Below are 17,157 nucleotides of genomic sequence, written 5' to 3'. Positions count from 1 at the left end.
CATAGGATGAATCTTAGGGAGACATGAATTGAACGAACGCAATCTGTCCACACCAAATCTGCACCCCGGCAGGGTCAAGGTGAACAAAGCTGAGGCAGCAGAGCGACAGCTCGTCATGGCAATCGACCTGTGGTTTCATGACCGGGACATCTTGGCCGTCCACACCCTCGCTTCGGCCTCTTACCAGATCCTTCGCAAGCTGCACAAACATCGGCAAACGGGGTATGTGGGGGCACGCGACGCCCTCGTCGCACTAGGCCAGTCGAGAGCGGAGCAAGTCGAGATAGCTGATGTGCTGAATCATGCAGCGAACTACCTCAAGCATGCTGATCGCGACGCGGACGACTTGCTTGACTACAACCCGGATATGACGTTCTTTCTCCTCGCCGAGTGCTGCCAGTCACTCAAGTCATTGAATGGGCGCTATCCACCTGAATCCAACGCTGTAATGGTCTGGCTTGCCGTCGTCTACAAGAAGGTCTTCAAGAAGCGACACCCGATCTTCGAAGAAGCAGAAGGGCCAATCGAGGAGCTAACGAAAGACGGCATGCCGTCGAAATTGGAAATGTTCGAGCTAGCCAGGGCTGCTTGGTCACAGGTAAGCGAAGACGCTAGGCCCAAACCCGATACGGCGCCCCCGGCTCCGGTGTGACAACGATGCCGTTCAACGCCGCCGTCTCGCCGGCGGTCAACGGGCGCACCAGCCGCAGGTTCACGTGCCAGCCGGGCACGGCCACCGGCGGCGTGATCACGTTGCCAGCGGCATCCCACTCGCCGCCCTCGTAGATCGTGCCGATGGTCGAGAGGTTGACGCCGGCGGCGGGCACGCGCACCAGCTCGCCGCTCTCGGTATATTCGACCATCAGGCCGGCAGCCAGCAGTACGGCGCGCGTGGTGTCGCGGTCAGTGCCGCGCAGGTAGTAGTCGTGGAACATGGTCACCTCACGTGGTCAGGGCTTGGAGCTCGACATTGGACATGCGCCGAGGGATGTAACGCGCGTTTCGAAGCCAGCCGTTGAGGGAGCCAGCCCCGGAAGCGTTCTGGCCCAAGATCAAGCGAGACAGCACCGGAATCGCCGTAGGCGCTTGCACCGTCGCAGCGCCACCATTCACAGACACTGCGGAGTCGCCAACCTTATACGCCAACGCGATTTTGTTTTTCCCGTTGGGTGCATTGATGGTCCAGGTAGCTTGCGACGCACCGCCAAGGTAGACCTGACAAGTCGCTTGCGCGATCCAGATTTGATTGTTGATGGTGCCGTCACTGAACGTTAGCGCGCGGTTTGATCCCGTACCAAACTCTACTTCGGCATACAGCGTGCCCTCGCTCGGGTTGAACCCGATCTTGCTAAGGTCGGTGATGATTGCGCTGTCGGCGGCGCGAGTCGCTTGCGCGGACGTAGTTGGGATATAGCCGGAGGCAAATGTGCCAGCCTCGAATTGGGCACCCCAGATGTAAAGGCCAGAGACGCCATCAAATACGGAGCCGGTCGCCGGCCCGGTGCCGGTATTGGCCCCGGCATAGTTGGAAGCTCCGCCTACCGCAATTTGCGCTGCAGTCGACGCGGCAGCTCCGGTGACCGTGCAACGCCACCAACCATTGCCCGCCGGCACCATGCTTGCGGTCAATCCCGCGCCTGACTTGGTGGCTCCCGTCAGCAGATCGAACACCGCCGAGAGATAGCCGCCCGTCAGGTTAGAGTTCAGATAGGCAGCGGTATATTCCCCGGCTTTGAAATAGCTGGAAAAGGAATAGGAGCTACCCGCCGTTGTGGGCACCGAAGGGAAATAGGCCTGGCAAACCGTAGACGAAGTGACGGAGGAAACCAGCTTTCTGGCGAGGCCCCCATCCGGCGCGGCCGCGGAAGGCGGTGCGAGCGTCGACCCCTGCACGTTCCAACCAGTGAAAGCGCCTGAGTTCAGCACCAAGTTCGTCCGCGCCTCTTCCACCAGCATGCCGCGTGCCGCCAGCGTCACCGGCTCATAGTCCATGCTCGGCACATTGGCCGCATCCTGCACCAGCACCCCGCCGTTGCTGTAGCGCCAGCGGGCGGAGGCGCGGGCGAAGGTGACGATGTCACCGAAATTCTTGCTCACTAGCATCGCTATGCCTTCCTTTTGAATACACCAACCACTCCGTATGGCCAGCTGGGGTCATCGACCCATGCGCGATAGTCTTGCGCCACGAAGTCGAGCTGCAAGGTCGGCTCATTGACGGCGACGAAACCCAGCAGCAGCGTTCCCTTCGCCAGATCTTCGGCGTCGAACCGGCCGGCGCGCCTGGGGCCGGTGAGCGATAGGCCAAGCCCGAGTCTCATAGCCCCACCAGATCGGTCGCAGTCGTGCCGGTCAGATTCACGCGCCGTGCACGGATCGGCAGCATTTCGCCAGCGGCAACATTCTTGAACGTGACCGCGGTACCGTCCAGGCGCACCGCGGCGACGTCGCCACCGGTACCAACCCGGATGCTGTTGGCGACTTCAGCGAAATCGTTGGTGTCGTGCGGCGTGATCGCGAAATACGTTTCGGACGGCCCGGTCAGCGTCTTCGCGTAGGTGGCAAACCTATCGTTAGGTGGCATCTCTCTCTCCTGAAGCAACAGAGCCGCCCGGAGGCGGCCAGATGCGGCGCCTGTGCGGCGCTACGCCGGCTTGGCCGGCCAGTCGATGGTGCGGGGGAAGCCGGTCTGCGCCGTGAGCGCGCGCAGGGCTTTGCGGTACTGGCTCATTGCCTTCAGCCTGATGTCTTCGGCCGCCGTCAACTCGCCCAACACCATGCCATCCATCAGTGGGGCGATCAGTTGATCGGCCTCGACAAGCAGAGCATCGCGCCGGGCGCGCGCGGCGGCGGCCAGCTGCTCGGTTTCGAGCGCCGCATCCAGGGTCCATTCCTCGTTGACCCACTTGTGCGCCGGCGAAGGGCGCGGCTCGTCGGTGAGGAACGCCGGCAGGTCGCCCAGCCCCGTGTACTCGAAGCTGAGCGCGAACGGTGAGCCGTCAGCGGTACGAAACAGCGGCTCTGCGCGATAGTCGGGCGCCAGCGTCCAACTGCCCTCCGACCAGTTCTGAGGCGCGCGGCCGGCGGCGTTTCGATAGACAGGGATGGCGCGCGCGGTGCGCGCCGGCGGCGGCGTTGTGGTGGCGAAGCCGGGCACGATCGGGTTCTCAGCGTCAAGTGGGTTATCGTCGGCAACGCCGTTGCCCAGGAACTCGCCGGTGAGCGGGTGATAGTTGAAGATTTCCATGGGTTCCTCAGTATTTGATGCAGGCCAGCAGGCCCACGTTGCGGGGGCGGACCTCACTGCCGGCGCCGACGAATCCCTGCACGCCACCAGAGAGCGCCGTGCCTACCGTGCCTGACGACGTGCCGCCGACCGCCGCCGTGCGGAAGGTGGCGCTCAGATTGGCCGAGCCATAGAAGGGAGAAATGCCGGCGCTGCTTGAGTACACCGAATAGATGCCACTTCCGTCCATTGCCAGCGGCAACAGGTGGTTGTGATCCCTCAACTGCATGTCCTGCCAACTACCGAACGCGCGCCCCACGTCCGCGCCTCGCCCATCGTCCCAGCCACGAAGGAACTCGCCACGCAGCTCCGGCAGGTTGAAGGTCGTCGAGCCGTCACCCGCGCCGAAGGTCGTGCCGATCTCCGCGAACAGGTCCTGAAAGGTCGCCCGGGAGACCGCGGCCCCGTTGGCCTTCAAATAGCCATTTGGCGGCGCGGATTTTGAGTGGAACAGCACTGCACCGGGCGAAATGTGCCCGAATGCAGGCGCGCCGAGCAGCCCGATGGTCACCCAAGCATTGTTCGCGCCATTGCGCTGGCGCAGCAGCCCCGCGCCTGTATCCGCCCAGAACTGATAGGGGTAGGTTGTCGCTGGCGCGGTAGAGCCTGACTGCTGTGACGCCAGCGCCTGCAGCGCGCCGTTAATGTCGGCGCGGAAAGGCGCGCCCGCCTGGTTGTCGATCACCAGATCGTTTTGAGACATGTAGACCTCGTGGTGTTAGTAGCCGACTGCATCCCAGTCGAACCGACGGGAGATAGCTGTGCCTGCACTGCTGAAGAAATTGACGGAGAACCCGCCCGTGCCCTTTCCGGTCACGGTGAAGAAGTCGCCTTGGACCATGTTTTGCGCCGTGATGCCCAGCACCGGCACGACTCGGAATGGCTTGCTGAAGATGATCGTGTGCGCCCCCGCCACCGACACGACGTCGCGACCCGACTCCCGCCGGTCCGGCATGTCCACCGTCACGGCGAGGCCCGTCACCACCACGTTGTGCGTGGCGGACCCCGACTCCATCACCACCTGAAACTGGAAGGCCCGCGCCTCGTAGTCGCCAACCGAGAATCGCTGCCACGCCGACCAGGTTGGCGTTCCGGCAGGGTCGTCCGGCGTGGTGCGCGCGTAGAGCGTCACTGCCGTGTCATTGATGCGATCACCGTCTACCGATTGCCACGTGTCGACCAGGTCGATGCGCGAGTCAACCATGTCGCCGGTGTCGAACGAAACGGTATCGATCGAGGCCGTGAGCCGCGACTTCTCCACCGTGCCGAGATCCAGCGCACCCGCGAAGCTATAGGTGCCGCTGCTCACGATACCGCCGAGCGAATCGATCAGCCCCCATCCACCACTGCCCACCACCGCATCGATCGATCCAAGACCGTCGACGGCCGGCTGGTCGTCCCACTGCCCGGTTGCATCGATCATCCCTTGGTCGTCGATTAGCCCCCGCCCGATCAGCTTGATGCCATTGAGCGCGGCATCCCTGACCACGCCTGCCTTTGCTCCAGCAAACGCCGGCTGCTCGGTGAGCGTGGCCACCACGTTCAGGTCGATCAGCGACGGCGCCGTGGTCACAACCTGCGAAGCCAACGGCGACTCGTTGCCGCTGGAGTCGATCCATTTGGCGAGATAGACACCCTCCAGCAGTGGCATCTGCGCGCTGTTGGCCGCGCCGGAGATGAAGCCGCCGAAGTCCACCGCGCTACCCCAGGTCGGCTGCAGCATGTCCGAGGTATGCCGGATGCGCGCCTGGCCGCCGTTGCGCACATCAAGGTCGACGGCCGCATCCCACGTCAGGTTCGCGAAGCCATTCAGCACGGTCAGCGACAGGCCGGTGAGGTTGTGCGGCGGTGCCATCTTGCCGATCACCCGGTGCCCGTAGGTGTAGGTCCAATCGGGGCTACGCACGCCGAGGCTTGATAAGAAGCGCGCGCGCACGTAGTAATACGCACCGTCCTCCACCGGCGCCAGGTAGGTGCTGGTGGTGTCTGCCGACATCGGCGACAGGCTTGTCCAGTCCGCATCCTGCAGCCGCTTGTACTGCACCTCGATCTTGCCGGACTGCAGCAGCACGACATCGAGCGGCGGTGGCCATGTCACCAGAACACGCGAGACCACATTGCCCGACTGGCTGAGGAACAGTTGCTCTTCGCCGGAATCCATTCCGATCTGACCAACGAGCTCCACCTTGAACGGGTTCGGCAGATTGGTGTCAGGCGCCGGGTCGGTCGTGGTGGCATTGCCATAATTCCAGTCGTAGACCGCCGCCGCCTCCTCGTTCAGCACTAGGTCGATGCCGCCGTCCGCGCTCATCTTCCACGACATCACCCGGAAGGGCTTGTTCACCCAGCCGAACTTCGTCAGGCTCAGCTTCACCGTGCTGTACGCGGTCAACTGGAACGCTGTCAGCTTCGCAGGAAACTCCACCACGATCCCTTGGCGCGAGCGCTCCAGGCTGATCTTGGCGAGCCGTTGCGCCATGATGCCGTTGGTGGTGAACGGAAGCTCAATGTCGCGTTCGATTACCTCGCCATCCTGAGCGGCATAGTTCGAATTCCCGACGGGCGGAAAGTCGCCTGGTTGCCAGAATTTCGACGGGTCGACGAACGTGCCCTTGACCACGTTGAACAGGTCCTTCCGCGACATGCGCGGCTGCACTTTAATAGGCCCGCGCAAGTCGGACTCCGTCAGCGTGACCGTGGGAATGTCATACGCCCCCGCGAAGAGCCGGAAGACACCACCCGAGATGACCACCGCCCCGGCCCCAGCCGTGCTCATTTCCGTCAAGTTGTCCCGCGCGGACTTGTCGCTCATCACGACACCATTGCAGCGGTAGCGCGCCTGGTTCGTCCCATCTGCCAGCGGCACGCTTTCGTCGCTGACATTTGCGGCAGCAATCACTGACGACACGTCAATGTCGGCATCCGTGCAGCCGAAGCCTCGCTCGTCGCGAAGGTAGTCATAGACACAGAGCGCCCAGTTGTCGGACCATGCGGTCCTACCGCTGCGGGGGTCGTAGACGCGTTTCCCCCTTACCACCGCCTTAATGTTAGGCAACCCATTTGGAAACAGGTCTGCGTCGTACTCCAGCCGAACGTACAGATAGCAGACACCGCATAGGCGGTGCGCGGTTGTCCAATAGTCCGGAAGCTCGCCAATCAAGTCGCCATCGGCAGCTTGATTGGGCGAGCCAAGGTGCTTCTTGATGCGGACGATGTTTTTCGACCGCTCCGCTTCATAGACGACAGTGACCTTGGCAGCGCCAGGCGGAACGCCGCGCACGGTGACCCTCGTAGAGTACTTATCCCATGAGAAGTCCGTTACGGGCACGTCGCTATCACCGAACATCTCGCTGGTGCTCGGAAGTGTGACTGCGACGGAAGTGACACTACGAATCCCGTTGTTCACCGATAGCGTGAACGTAGCCACGCCGGGTGGCACCCCAAAGGACTCCGTAAGCGACTCGCCCCAGGTCTTAAGAAATTTACCTCCGGTGGGGTAGCCTGCGCTTAGGTCGCCAACCGGGTCCTCGCCAAGATAGACCTCCTCGATGTCTTCGCACTCGTGATCGGCTAGCGCGATCACCAGGTGCATGAATTGGTTGGCCCTGCCATTGCCATTGGTACTGGCGGCAAAGACCAGTGGGCCCGACGTCATCGCGCGGCCATAGATAATGTTGCGCGGCTGGACGTTGGAACGCACGATCTGCGTGCGCCCTTGTGCTTCCGCAGCGAACCCGTTTAGCGAGCCTCCCGACTTCTTCGAGAGGGCGGCAAACAGAAGCGACGCCGCCAGCGACACTACGGTCATGACAAGAGTCGACGTGCCAAGTACCGTCCCAACCGCTACGATCACCAGCGGAATAACCTGTGGCATTTTTCACCTCATACGTGCCATGCGCGCGTTCCTCGCCCTATTGGGAGACAGACGATGCCGTCAGGCCCCTGAGCCGCTATCTGGGAGCCAAGGCATATGCCCAACGCCTCCCCCTGCAGTGTGTTGACCAGCACCACGTCACCCCGGCTGGCCAGTGCTGGCGGCACCGGTTGCCCCAGCACAAGCGCCGCGATCCCCGCTACGCCATCGTTATCGCGTAGCACGCGGCGTGCGCCCTTCTCGCTGCTGTAGATCCCGCGCCAACGCGCACCGGGGTCAGTGCCGGTCATTGCCTCGATCGCATCGCAGACGAAGAGACAGCAGTCGCTGCCACCCCATGAAAAAGCCCGCTCTTGGCGGGCTTCAATGAACTCGGCGAGCCGAGTCGGCCAGTCTTCCAAACGCTGCATCAGCGCCCCCACATGAGTTGCTTCTCCACCATCTGCGGCACGTACTCGAAGCCTCGATCGCCCGGGTATCTGGCGTACTGGTCCTCGTGGTTGTAGCGGCGCGCCCTCGCGCGCTGCCAGTCGACCATGCGAGACTCAGCCGCGACAGTGATGACCGCCGTTTCGCCCACCTCGGTCGACATGGTGTCCATGCGTCCGAAGAAGAGTCGAATCGGCTGTACCGCAAGCTGCAGATCGGCCCGTAGGGGCGCAAACCAGATCTGGCATCCGCGTCCTTGGTAATGCTCGGCCAGCGAGACTGCAACCAGTTCCGACGGCACGCCGGAGAGCGTCAGGCTCACGCCTGTTGCTTCCAGGCTCCCCTGCTCCTGAATCGGCTCGATGTTGCCGAGCATGCCGATGCCCGTCCAGGTGTACCCGTTCCATTCGACGTCATACGGCGCAGAGCACACGCGGAGTGGGAGCGAGAAATCTAGCTGAACAAGGAACAGGAACGGTACGTGGCCGGCTGTCACCGCCGCCACGGTATTCGCATCCACTTGGCGATTCATACCCAAGCCTCCACCGCAGCAATGACCACGGTGTCGGAGATGCGGGCCTGCCCCACCGAGACCGAGTACTCGTCGTTGACGAGCATCATGGTCGCGCGCGGACGATCCAAGACGAGCTCCGCATTGATCTGCGGCGCCTTTCGGAACGGTGGTGCAATGGGGATAGCAGCGGCGCCGCTGGCATCGCTGACGACGTCTGCCGTCACGATCTTCAGTTCGCCGCCAACCTCGAGGTATTCCCCCGCCCGCAATACCAGCGTGCTCGCCGGCCAAAACTTGGATGGGAGCACCCTGAAGTCACTGAGCGCCCCGCTGACGGCCGGCGTTCCCTGCGCCTGATAGGCCTGGCTCAGGAAATCCAGCACCAAGCTGGCATCGGACGCGCCGACGCCGACCGCTGATACTGGCCGGGCATGTGGCCACAACCGGAAGCGCCCGGCCATACCGCCCAGAGACGCGAGAAACGCTTCCAGGCGCCCGCGCTTGTCCGCAGTCATGCTCGGCAATTCCAACGTCACCTTCCAGCGCGCGCCAGGTCGCTCGGTGGTCTGGATGCTACGGTTAAGCGGAGAGGTGAAGGTCTCGGTATTGGACTGCAACCCCCACGTGGCCCGCGCGGGCACTAGGCTGGCCGGCCAATCAAGAACTGCCATTGCTATCTCCCTGCGAGGCGTGACGTTGGGCCGCCGCGGCGGAAGTCCTGCTGGATCTCGCGCACAGCCTCATCCTTTGCTGCCGCCATGGCCTGCATGATCGACGCTTGGTCTGAGCGGCTGTCGACCGTGATGTGCTGGGTGATGGTCACGTCGCCAGTGCTTGCCGCAGACTTAAGCGCATGATTTGGAACGATAGAGCCGGCCTGGTCAGGAACAAACACCTCCGGGCCACGCTCACCCACAATGGATGGCACGCCGACAGGTGGTCGCCCACCATTAGCAAAGCGTAGCCCGCTGAATGCTCCCGTAGCACCTGATGTGTCCACCGTCGGCGTGTAGCCCGTGCCGCCGGCACTGAAGCCGGCCCAGGCGCCGCCTGCGGCGTCAGCCACCCCAGCCCCACCTGACGCCGCACCCGCAAGCGCAGTCAGCCCCATCTGGAACAGCCCGGACATCTGCGCGCGCACCTGGACGCGAATCAGGTCAGCAATCACCGACTTCGCGAAGTCGCCGAAGTTGAGCTTGCCGGTCATCGCGAAGTTGACCAATCCGTCCTCCATGCCCTTGAAGGCACTGGAGAACATGCCCGCCGTCTGATCCGCCACGTTGGCCGCGCTGTCGCGATAGTTCTGCAAGGCGCGGTTCGCACCATTGGTCCAGTCGCCCTGCATGGTCAGCCGCTCCGCTTGCCAAGCGCGCTCCTGCTCCATTTGCTTGTTCATCAGGCCGTTGATGCGCTCGATCTCGGCCTTATACGCCTCGGAGTCGAGCGCGTTCGCGCCGCCCGCCTTCTTCACGCTCTCCGTGAATTCATCCTGCATGCGCCGGAACTGATCCTGCACCTGGTTGAGCTGGTCGACCAGCTGCCGAGCGTTGTCGCCCATGCCAACCACGCTGAACTGCCGCTGCGTCTGCAGCTCCCGGGACGCGCTGTAGTTCTTGATCTTCAGCTCAGTGGACGAGACGGCACCGCGAATCTTCTCTTGGTACTTTTCAACGTCAGCCGCTTCCTCGGCAAAGGTGTTGCTGATCTGCTGCTGAAGCTCCTTGACCTGATTGGCGTAGCGCTGCCGCTCCGCCAACGATTTACGTCCACCGGCAATGCCGGCTTCCTGCTCGGCCAACTTGATCTGATCCTGCAGACCCGCCCGCTTCGCCTCATAGCTGCGGTGGATGTACTCCTCCTGCGAGAAGAAATCCATCGCGCGCAGCTTCTCCAGCGTCGACTGTTCCTGCTTCTGCATGAGCTCGCGCTCTCTGGCGAGCCCGCGCAACATCTCCAGATCGCCGCCCAGCGCGTTCTGAAGGGGATTGCCTGCGCTTTTCTCCTGGTGCTTCTTGCGGGTGGCTGCCTCCCGCGCTGCAATCGCCTCGGCGCTAACGCGATCATCGTTTGGATTTGCCTTCCGGATGTCAGCTTCCAGACGCTTGTTCTCCTCCAGCGCCTTGTTTAGTGCCTTCCGCTTGTCCGTCTGCTCGTCGATCTTGTCGAGCTTACCGGATGCCTCGATCGCGGCGCTCTGCTCGCGTTGGAACCGCGCCCCGGCCTCAGCGAGCCGATTCTGCTCAACCTGCATGCGCTGCAGCGATTCCGCCTCGCCGCGCATGCGAGTCATCGCCGCATCGAGTCGGTCCGTATTGAGGCCCTTGGATTTCCGGCTGTCGATCTGCTGCTGAACGAACGCCATGTTCTTGTTCAGCTCGGCGGCCTGGCCGCCAGCAGTTGACTCGCGGCCGAACGCCTTCATGGCGTCCCAAGCCTCGCTGATCGAGTTCTTGACGCCGCGCCACGCACGCTCGAGGTAGCCCAGGCTTTCCACGCCCTTCGTCTGCAGATGCGCGTGCAGCAGCTTCGCGTTCTCGAGTACTGCCTCCTGGGTCTTGCCGGCGTCCTCCAGCGCCTTGATGTTCTCGTATTGCGCAAGAGTCATGTAGTGCATGCTCTTGTTGTGCTCTTCTGCCCATTTGGCAACGCCGTCGGGCATCTTGGCGTAGTCGGATGCAATCTCGTCGAGCGACTTCCCAGACAGCGCCGCCATCTTCAGCATATCCTCGCCGAGCACGGTCAATGCCTCGCCGCTCAACCGGCCCGAAGCGACCAGCGCCTGCAGCGCCTCGCGCGCAGGGCCGATACCGCGTCCGGTCGCATCTGCAATGGCGCGCGCGGTGTTGTCGAACAGATTGGCGGTCATACCGGCATAGTTGCCGGTCAGCACCAAGGACTTGTTGAACCCCGAGGCCTCCTCCGAGCCCTTGTAGAACGCCAGCGCCAGCACACCGGCAGCTGCGGCCGCGACAGTGAATGGATTGACCAAACCCATCACGTACGTGCCCACGGCCTTTGTGGCCGGGCCAATGCCGCCGAACATATCTTTGAGCTGCCCGCCTTGCTGCGTCAGGATCAGCAACGGGCTCTGCCCGCCAGCCAGCTGCGTGACAATGTCCGTCATCTGCGCCGGCACCTGGCGCATGGCCGCGGTCGTCGCCCTGGCGGACATTCCCACGCCACTCAGGGCGGACTCGGCCTGCTTCATGCGATCGATCCACGGCGCAGCCGCCTGGGTCACGTTGAGCTGCTCCGCGCGCCACGCTGCGATCTCCGACTTCGAGCGGCCGATGGTGGCCGCCTGGCGCTCGAGCGACGCCAGGAATCTCGCCGCAGCGGCTTCATTAGCGGCAGATGTGCGAGATGCCGTGTCGCCCATGGACGTCAGAGCTTTCTCCGCTTTTCCGGCCGCGGCGCCAGCCTGAGTGCCGAAGTTCTGCACGGTCTGCGCCGCCTTACCCATATCCGCGCGGAACTTCTCTTGATCGGCCTCGACAACCAGCGAGATGCGATCGGCGTTCAGCACTTCACTCATTTCTTCCGCCCATTAAAAAAGCCACCCGAAGGTGGCTTGATACTGGAAACCGTGGCTATTTTGTCACGATCACTTCTACCGCTTTGTCGTTTTCAATTTGAACTGGCATCACTATCAAGCCGCCCTGCTTTGCAAGGCCGAATTGCGTTGGTGCTTCCCAGACAACTTCGGAAAGGACAAAAAACTTACCAGGCGGGACATCACGGAACTCGAATCGCCCCTCGGCATCGGCTGTTGATCGTCGCCAGTACTTTTCAGTCTCTCCGCCACCTTTTGACGAAGGCCGCTTGCCCCCGAGGTAGCCTTCGCGATAGGTCTGCTCGGATATGGACGTTGCCGGAGTGAGGACCACAGGCGAGCCGGCCCCCTTCTTCACATCCCCGCCGCGCGTCTTCAGAAACACCTGCCCACGCACCACACCGGTACCGGTCGTCGGCAGCGCCTCGTACTCGGCCGCATTGAACGGCAGCGGGTCATAGGTTTTCTGCTGAACCGGTACCGCACACCCAGCTAGGACCGCCGCCATCGCCGCACCCCACAGAACTCGCTTCATGGCCCCTCCATGTGCCCAAAGAGCCATATTAGCACTCTGCGCCTTCCATGCCGGGAAACATGGTGCGCAGGATCAGAGCCGACTGCTCCTCCACATTCTCGAGGAAGACCGGCTCCGCGGCGGCGCCGTGGTGCTCGTTCCACGGGATGAAGTCGAGCGGGCCGAACGGCTCGGGATGCGCCTTGGCGTCGCGGTGCACATTGCCGATCATCGACACGATCGCGCCGGCGCGAAGGTCATCGTAGTGCCCTCCGCGGCGGTCCAGCTCGTAGAGCGCCACATACTCGGCGAACTCGTAGCTGGTCAGCTCTTGCTGGAGGCGTCGGACGGGGATGCCGATGTCGAGAGAGAGTCGGAGCCAGTGCCGCCGCTCTGGGCGGCGCCGGAGTTTTTTGCGATGTCCTCCTGCGCCTGGTGGCCGATCCCGTTCAAGCGCATGGCAACGGTCGTCAGGCGGTCCAGCACCGTGCGCGACTTGGCCTGCAGCCGTTCGACGTCAGCTGGCTCGAAGATGCGCTCTCCGGCACCGTCCACCGCGGTGGCCACCAGCAAGCGCGCCTGGAAATCGCTGAACCCCGCATCGGGCTTGCCCTCGCCGCTGACAAATACGTCGCGCGCCAGGCCCGACATGACGCAGATGCGCACTGAGCCGCCCCACTCCGGCACAGGAACGTCCTCGGAGATGATGTCCGACGCGCCGAGGATCGCGTCTTTGCTAAGGAGGCTCATGCGAAGGTCACGTTGCCGGTGATGCGCAGCTGGATGCCGCTGGATTTCAGGACCGCGTCGACACCACCGGACAGCGGGCTATTCTTCGGGTAAGCACTGAAGGTTGCGGTGCGCCCGTTGGGCAGCGTCAGCCTGAACGACTTGACGCTGCTCGCCTGCTTCGCTGCGTCGAGGGCGACCTGGCCGGCATCGGTGAAGTCCTTGTTCACGTCGAAGCTGAACGTGCCGAAGTCCTGCAGCCCGAGCAGGAATTCCTTCGCCGTGCTGTCCATGTCGGTCACGTCCAGCTCGCCGGCCTGGCCGTCGAAGCCGCTGAAACTGATCAGGTTCTTGATCTTGACCCAGGTCAGCGGCGTCGCATTGCCAGAGGCCGTGATGGTCTTGCCGGTAGTGTCGATGTCCACGGCGATGGTATTGGCAGTCCGATTCTTGACGACTGCCGTTTGGCCGTTCAGCAGTGCCATGTCGGCACCCGTCAGGCCGGCCAGCGTCACGACATCGCCATTGGACATGCCATGCGCCGCCATCGTGAGCAGGGTAGGAAAGCCAAGTGCGATGGCCGTGATGGTCTTTGCCACGCCAGCCGTGCTGGAGATCTCCAGCTTCGAGCCCTGGGCGCTGATTGCAGATGACATAGGGTGCTCCTGTTATGGCTTGTGCCAGATGGAAAAGTCGAGCATGGACCCGCGTAGGTCCAGGCTGGATTCGTAATCGCTGACCGGCGCGCCAATCGGCACACCGAGCAGCGGCTCCGCTGCGAGTGCATCGATAACCCGATCCATCAGGCTATCGGCTTCGTTGCGCGTGCCGGCCCATACGTTGATCTGGAAGCGGCCGTTCTTCAGATCGGCGGGACCATCCACCGTGTTGGCATCCCGACCGCCGACCCGCTGATAGGTGATGTAGGGGGCCGGCGTGCCCAGGTCTGCGGCATCGGGGAAAAGGCGGCCGGCTACCAGCGGCGCCAGCGCGTTGTCGATGTCGACGTTGATCATTTCTTCCCCGCGAGGATTTCGTTTAGCCGCTGCTTCAGCCGCTCCTTCATGGCCCGCACAGCTTCCGCGCGCTTGGCCTCAAATGATGGCCGGATGAACGCCTTCGCCGGCACCCACTTCTTGCCTGCATGCGCCGCGCGGTGGGTCTTCCACGGCGTGCCGTCCGCCTTGGGCGGCACGTGCCAGTGTCCGTACTCGATCCACGCCGCATAGAAGGCCGTATCGTCGGGGCCGTCGTCCTTGTCGGACTTTCGCTTGCGCCCGCGACGTACACCAACACGGTAGGCCTGCTTGTCGCGGCTGGAGTGTTCATCCAGGTGCTTCGTGTAGATTGCACGCTTCAGTCGGCCGGATTTGCGCGGCGCGCGCGCAACCACCTCATCCTTCAGCAAGTCCGCGCCAGCGTATGCGGATGAGCGCAAGGCGTGTTCCGCGACCTCGTCCGGCAGCGTCAGCAGGCGCTCCTGTGCGGCACGGATGCCTCTGATCTGGATCTTAGCCACGGCTAGCCCCCAGCTCACACACCAGGTCAACGTAATCACGGTGGACCTCATCCGGCAGCAGTGCGCGGATCTCATAGACATCCGCGCCGTGCTGCACTCGCATGGTGGCGTCGATGTCCGTGCGCCGGCGAATGCGGATGCTGGCCTGAACGATCGAGGCCTCGGCTTCCGCCCGGATGGTTTCGAGACCGCCCTTGTGCCGGATCGACGCCCAGACCTTTGCCAGCAGCACCCAGGTCTTGACCTCCTGCCCGCCGGCGGCGCGCTGCTTCTGCGCGCGCAGGATCTGCACACGCCTATTGAGCTTTCCCGCTTCCATTGCTAACCCCAGATCTTGTCCGCATCTAGCAGCCGGTCCGCGAAATTCTGCGGCACCTGGGGCCGCTCGGCTGATGCCTCACGGTTGGCGTACAGGTCCCCCACCGCCAGCAGGATCCATTGCCGAATCGGCTCCGGCACGTCCGCTGCCGTCGCGTAGCCCGCCGTGTAGACGACTGTGACCGCCGCTGGCTGGCGCGCCGTGGACGGCCATTGGTTGACGCGCACCACGCGCCCCGGCTCGCTCGTCAGATCGACGCGGTATGCCGTGGGCGCCAGCACTTGGGCCGCGCCACCGGCATCCACATACCCGATGCTGGTAACGGCGACCAAGGGGGCCATGGGGAGCTCGTACAGCGTGCCAAAGTCGTCGCAGGTGAGCGTCCAGCCCGAAAGCAATAGCGTGCGCTGTAGACGCCGTTCCGCCGTCATGCGCGCTGTCAGGATCAGGGACTTGATGCGAGCGTCTTCGTCATCGTGATCCACGCGCAGGTGCAGTTTGGCTTCTTCCAGCGAGACCGGTTCGCTGGTTGGCTGTGTGGTGCGTCGCAGGCCCATGGCTTACTTGCTTTCCGGCGCGGCCTTGCGGGCCTTGTTTTCGGCAGGCTTGGTGGCCTTTTGCTCTTCGGTCTTCGCGGCCGCGTCGGCGGCCGCCTCTGCCGACGCCCGTGCTTCAGCGTCGGCCTTGGCCTGCGCCTCGACTGCAGCGGCTGCCTCGGCATTATTCCGGGCCAGCTCTCCCGCCGCGGCGCGCGCGCTTGCCTCTTGCCGTGCCCGCTCCTCGGCTTCGGCGCGCTCCCGGGCCTCCACTCCCGCGCGCGTCTTGGCGCCGTGGTCTTCGGTCCAGCCCTCGCCGAGCGAAACGCGAATCAGGTCCTCGTCCTCGGTGTTGATCACCTGGCCCACCTCGAACGCCTCGACGATGCAGCCGCGGTGCGCCCAGGAAAACGCAATCAATACGATCAGTTCCATGTCCTCTCCAAAGCAGGACGGCGGCCCAGAGAGCCGCCGTCGGTCGGGTTGTGCTGAATCAGGATGCCGCGATCTTCAGCAGCTTGATCGCCTGGGTGTTGCGCAGCTTGCCCCCCACGCGCTTGCGCACATAGAACTTCACGAAGCCGGGCTGAGTGATTTCGTCCCGGGTGATGCGCATGCCCACGCGATCGACGATCAGATAGCCCTCCTTGAAGTCGCCGAAGGCGCACGGGAAGGCGTTCGCGGCCACGGCCGGCATGTCTTCCGCCTCGGTCACGCCGTAGCCCATGAAGAGCGACGGCTGACCGGCTGCGATCGACGGTTGCCACAGGTACTGGCCGGTCGAGTCCTTGTACTTGCGCATCCCGGCCAGCACGAGTTTGCTGGTCAGCCAGTTCGCGTTGGAGCGGTAGCGGGCCCGCAGCGAGTACACCAGGTCGTAAAACAGGTCGGCGCTGGTCGGCATGGCGGCTGCCTGCCCCGAAGCCACGTACTGCAGCGTGCCGAACGCGCGTGCCGCGTCGGCAGTGGCCACCGGCGCCGGCCCGGCCAGGATGCCCGTGGGCTTCTTCACGCCGTTTCCGGTGATGAAGGCCGCGCCCTCGCCACCCCCGATCGCTTCGCCGGCAGAATCGACAAGCCAGCCCTCGACGTCGAAGAACAGGTCATCGAGGGATTCCTCGGAGGCCTGCGGCTTGGCCGATGCCATACCGAAGGTCGGCGCCACCTCGTAGAGGTCGGGCGTGTTGGTCTGGTTGCGGGTGTCACCCTCGCCCAGCCATTCAAACGCCGCGCCGCCGATGTCGATCAGCTCCTTGTAGTCGGGGCTACCCACCGTGCGAACGGTGGCGAGTTGGCGGATCGGCGAGATGTCGATCGTCAGGCGCGTGATCTGGCGCTCGATGATCTCCGGCAGCGCAAAGCCGCCGGCGGAGCCGGTGGAGGTGATGACCTGGGCTGCGCGGCGCTCACGCGGACCGGCATTCGACTTGGCGACGATCGAGCCAGCCGCATCCTTCAGCTTTGCCTCACGATCGAAGTCGTTCGACTTGCGAATCCAGTCCCCCAGCGCCTGGCGATACTCGGCCACTTCGGCCGTCTCGTCTTGATCCTGGCGGCCGCCGCCCATGGCGCCGGGGCGCGCCAGTTTCAGCTCGATCTTCTCCAGACGGCTCTTCTGCTCCGAGAGGCCATCCATGTGCTGGTCCATCTTGGCGAGCTTGGCGTCCAGAGCCTCGGTCGACTGGCCCTTCTTGATGGCATCGATGCGCTGGTCGTTGGTCTTCTTGTACTCGTCGAAGGCCGTGGCAATCTTGTCGATCGCCTCGGCCACGGATTTGATCGACGGATCCTCGCGGAGTTCGAGGGCGCCAACCAGGCCGATGGCGGCCATGGCGAGCAGCTTGGCGCGGAAAGCGCCGAAATCGCGGTGCATTTGGTTCATGTTTT

Annotated in this window: 22 protein-coding genes; 1 reads left to right on the top strand and 21 read right to left on the bottom strand. The window is 63.6% G+C overall.

All coding sequences use genetic code 11. The annotated features are described in order from the left end of the window. The first annotated feature begins 28 nt into the window (after positions 1–28). The gene (locus AC1DQR_RS10865; protein WP_477133014.1) at positions 29–652 is read left to right on the top strand and encodes a hypothetical protein; all 624 of its coding nucleotides are present in this window, start codon (positions 29–31) and stop codon (positions 650–652) included. Here AC1DQR_RS10865 and AC1DQR_RS10860 read toward each other — a convergent pair. The 21 genes from AC1DQR_RS10860 to AC1DQR_RS10760 are packed head-to-tail and all read right to left on the bottom strand — an operon-like array spanning position 612 to position 17,152. Further along, positions 612–935 carry a hypothetical protein gene (locus AC1DQR_RS10860; protein ID WP_477133013.1) on the bottom strand — a complete coding sequence of 108 codons (324 nt, stop codon included), beginning with the start codon at positions 933–935 and terminating at the stop codon, positions 612–614. The genes AC1DQR_RS10865 and AC1DQR_RS10860 overlap by 41 nt on opposite strands. Positions 936–942: 7 nt before the next feature. Next, positions 943–2,097: a phage head spike fiber domain-containing protein gene (locus tag AC1DQR_RS10855; protein WP_477133012.1), complete on the bottom strand. Its 1,155-nt coding sequence runs from the start codon at positions 2,095–2,097 to the stop codon at positions 943–945. Positions 2,098–2,105: 8 nt separating this feature from the next. Next, on the bottom strand, positions 2,106–2,318 hold the full coding sequence (locus AC1DQR_RS10850; RefSeq protein ID WP_477133011.1) for a hypothetical protein: 213 nt from the start codon (positions 2,316–2,318) through the stop codon (positions 2,106–2,108). Then, positions 2,315–2,581, bottom strand: a complete 267-nt coding sequence (locus AC1DQR_RS10845; RefSeq protein WP_174423191.1) for a spike base protein, RCAP_Rcc01079 family — start codon at positions 2,579–2,581, stop codon at positions 2,315–2,317. Before AC1DQR_RS10845 ends, AC1DQR_RS10850 begins: the two co-directional genes overlap by 4 nt. Positions 2,582–2,641: 60 nt before the next feature. After that, positions 2,642–3,244 carry a tail fiber assembly protein gene (locus AC1DQR_RS10840; protein WP_477133010.1) on the bottom strand — a complete coding sequence of 201 codons (603 nt, stop codon included), beginning with the start codon at positions 3,242–3,244 and terminating at the stop codon, positions 2,642–2,644. A gap of 7 nt (positions 3,245–3,251) precedes the next feature. After that, positions 3,252–3,968, bottom strand: coding sequence for a tail fiber protein (locus tag AC1DQR_RS10835; protein ID WP_477133009.1), 717 nt, complete (start codon positions 3,966–3,968; stop codon positions 3,252–3,254). Positions 3,969–4,001: 33 nt separating this feature from the next. Then, entirely contained in the window at positions 4,002–7,157 is a 3,156-nt protein-coding gene (locus tag AC1DQR_RS10830; RefSeq protein ID WP_477133008.1) for a phage tail protein, read from the bottom strand. Between the two features lie 8 nt (positions 7,158–7,165). Further along, on the bottom strand, positions 7,166–7,567 hold the full coding sequence (locus AC1DQR_RS10825) for a DUF6950 family protein (protein WP_477133007.1): 402 nt from the start codon (positions 7,565–7,567) through the stop codon (positions 7,166–7,168). Then, positions 7,567–8,118, bottom strand: a complete 552-nt coding sequence (locus AC1DQR_RS10820; RefSeq protein ID WP_477133006.1) for a hypothetical protein — start codon at positions 8,116–8,118, stop codon at positions 7,567–7,569. Before AC1DQR_RS10820 ends, AC1DQR_RS10825 begins: the two co-directional genes overlap by 1 nt. Next, entirely contained in the window at positions 8,115–8,771 is a 657-nt protein-coding gene (locus AC1DQR_RS10815) for a hypothetical protein (protein WP_477133005.1), read from the bottom strand. Before AC1DQR_RS10815 ends, AC1DQR_RS10820 begins: the two co-directional genes overlap by 4 nt. Before the next feature lie 2 nt (positions 8,772–8,773). Continuing rightward, positions 8,774–11,635, bottom strand: a complete 2,862-nt coding sequence (locus tag AC1DQR_RS10810) for a phage tail tape measure protein (protein WP_477133004.1) — start codon at positions 11,633–11,635, stop codon at positions 8,774–8,776. Positions 11,636–11,690: 55 nt separating this feature from the next. Continuing rightward, entirely contained in the window at positions 11,691–12,188 is a 498-nt protein-coding gene (locus AC1DQR_RS10805; RefSeq protein ID WP_477133003.1) for a hypothetical protein, read from the bottom strand. Positions 12,189–12,216: 28 nt separating this feature from the next. Then, a complete protein-coding gene (locus AC1DQR_RS10800) occupies positions 12,217–12,495 on the bottom strand; it encodes a phage tail assembly protein T (protein WP_477133047.1) in 279 nt (92 codons plus the stop codon). Continuing rightward, positions 12,492–12,917, bottom strand: coding sequence for a hypothetical protein (locus tag AC1DQR_RS10795; RefSeq protein ID WP_477133002.1), 426 nt, complete (start codon positions 12,915–12,917; stop codon positions 12,492–12,494). The genes AC1DQR_RS10800 and AC1DQR_RS10795 overlap by 4 nt, the downstream gene beginning before the upstream one ends. Continuing rightward, the gene (locus tag AC1DQR_RS10790) at positions 12,914–13,552 is read right to left on the bottom strand and encodes a phage tail tube protein (protein ID WP_477133001.1); all 639 of its coding nucleotides are present in this window, start codon (positions 13,550–13,552) and stop codon (positions 12,914–12,916) included. Before AC1DQR_RS10790 ends, AC1DQR_RS10795 begins: the two co-directional genes overlap by 4 nt. 12 nt (positions 13,553–13,564) lie before the next feature. Beyond that, entirely contained in the window at positions 13,565–13,912 is a 348-nt protein-coding gene (locus AC1DQR_RS10785) for a DUF3168 domain-containing protein (protein WP_477133000.1), read from the bottom strand. Continuing rightward, positions 13,909–14,415, bottom strand: a complete 507-nt coding sequence (locus AC1DQR_RS10780) for an HK97 gp10 family phage protein (protein ID WP_477132999.1) — start codon at positions 14,413–14,415, stop codon at positions 13,909–13,911. Before AC1DQR_RS10780 ends, AC1DQR_RS10785 begins: the two co-directional genes overlap by 4 nt. Then, positions 14,408–14,734: a phage head closure protein gene (locus tag AC1DQR_RS10775; protein ID WP_477132998.1), complete on the bottom strand. Its 327-nt coding sequence runs from the start codon at positions 14,732–14,734 to the stop codon at positions 14,408–14,410. The genes AC1DQR_RS10780 and AC1DQR_RS10775 overlap by 8 nt, the downstream gene beginning before the upstream one ends. Before the next feature lie 2 nt (positions 14,735–14,736). After that, complete coding sequence (locus AC1DQR_RS10770) at positions 14,737–15,291, bottom strand: head-tail connector protein (protein WP_477132997.1); 555 nt, start codon at positions 15,289–15,291, stop codon at positions 14,737–14,739. A 3-nt stretch (positions 15,292–15,294) separates the two neighbouring features. Further along, on the bottom strand, positions 15,295–15,705 hold the full coding sequence (locus AC1DQR_RS10765; protein WP_477132996.1) for a hypothetical protein: 411 nt from the start codon (positions 15,703–15,705) through the stop codon (positions 15,295–15,297). A gap of 58 nt (positions 15,706–15,763) precedes the next feature. Further along, positions 15,764–17,152: a phage major capsid protein gene (locus AC1DQR_RS10760; protein ID WP_477132995.1), complete on the bottom strand. Its 1,389-nt coding sequence runs from the start codon at positions 17,150–17,152 to the stop codon at positions 15,764–15,766. Between the last annotated feature and the right edge of the window lie 5 nt (positions 17,153–17,157).

The sequence above is a fragment of the Cupriavidus sp. 05L411 genome (genome assembly GCF_056398045.1).
Note: the sequence above shows the minus strand (reverse complement) of the source record. Positions and strands in the feature narration are given on the sequence as shown.